The 1,397-nt window shown below is 46.4% G+C and carries 1 protein-coding gene and 1 pseudogene; both read left to right on the top strand.

Annotated features, from left to right (window positions below; all coding sequences use genetic code 11):
- Positions 1-513, top strand: a pseudogene (locus AC1DUA_RS37640) (glucose-6-phosphate dehydrogenase); the annotation flags it as partial.
- A 104-nt stretch (positions 514-617) separates the two neighbouring features.
- Positions 618-1,397: metallophosphoesterase family protein (locus AC1DUA_RS37645; protein WP_477504579.1), on the top strand; the 780-nt coding region annotated here is incomplete at its 3' end.

Here is a 1,397-nt window from a genome sequence, read left to right on the forward strand (position 1 = left end):
GGGAAAAGACTGCCGGTCAAAACAACCGAGGTTGTTGTTGAATTCAAGAACATTCCGAATAACGTCTATTTGGCTAAAAAGCATGAAATGGAACCGAATCTGCTTGTATTCCGCGTTAATCCAATGGAAGGCATTTATCTGAAAATGAATGCGAAGCAGCCTGGATCTGAAGGTGTAATCGTTCCGGTTGCTATGGATTTCTGCCAAAGCTGCCAGATCGGCATTAACACGCCGGAAGCCTATGAGCGTTTGTTACATGATGCGACTCGCGGAGATTCTACGTACTTCACCCGTTGGGATGAAGTGGCGCTCGCTTGGTCTTATGTAGACCGCATCGCTGCGGCATGGAACGAGCAATCGGATGATCTGAAAGAGTATCCGGCTGGATCTTGGGGACCTGAAGAGGCGACTAAGCTCCTGACTGACGATGGCTTCAAGTGGTGGCCGATCAATGGTCAAAATGAAGGCGAAGTCGATTGGGAAACCGTTCAAAAAACAACGGTTTTAACTTAAGGAAGCGTGCATAACATCCAATAGGCGACTGACGCCTATTGGATTTTTTGTGGTATAATAGATCTTACGGAGTAAATCCTTACTATTATACTTGGGGTGCGTTTATGTCACGAAGAGCTTTTATAAGATGGCTGCTTGCAATCGGGGCTGCATTGGTTGGATTTAGTGCTTTTTTTAGTCAAATGGTCAAGAAAAAGTTTATGGCGGAAGAACTGCCAGCCGTGTCATCTGCTTCACCCGAGCCCGCTCAAGTTGTGGCGCAGCCTTCGGCCGAACCTTTGCCGACAGGGCCGCTCATGTCCTATTTTATATTAAGCGATCTTCATATCACCGCAGGTGACCCACAAACCGTGAAGAAATTGAGGCAAGCGCTTGATGACATTACACATTTCGACGGTCCAGTTGACGCCATTATGTTAACAGGCGATTTAACCGATACAGGAACGGAACGAGATTATAAGGAGCTGCGTACCATTGTAAGTGAGTATAAACTTCCACCTGTTCATGCGAACATGGGGAACCACGACTATTACACGATTTGGATTAATAAAGCGAATAACTGGGATCAAGCGGCCGTTCCGAACGGCAAAAGTGATGAAATAAGCCGCGAGCAATTTAAAAAGTTTTTTGGCTACAAGTCACTTTATAATGATTTTACGACGAAAGGTCACTCCATTCTGCTGCTTTCACAAGAAGCCTATGTTCAGGAGAAGCCAGAAGTTGGTGAAGGCGCATGGTATTCCGATGAGCAGTTGGCATGGTTCAAGGAACGAGTTAAAGCTCTATATCACCCAGGCAGACCACTGTTCGTAATGACACATCAACCGCTGCCGCCGATTGGGACAGATGGGGGATCTCACCAATTAATCCGCGCAATCCAATTC

It is taken from the genome of Paenibacillus sp. 01T422, assembly GCF_056398785.1.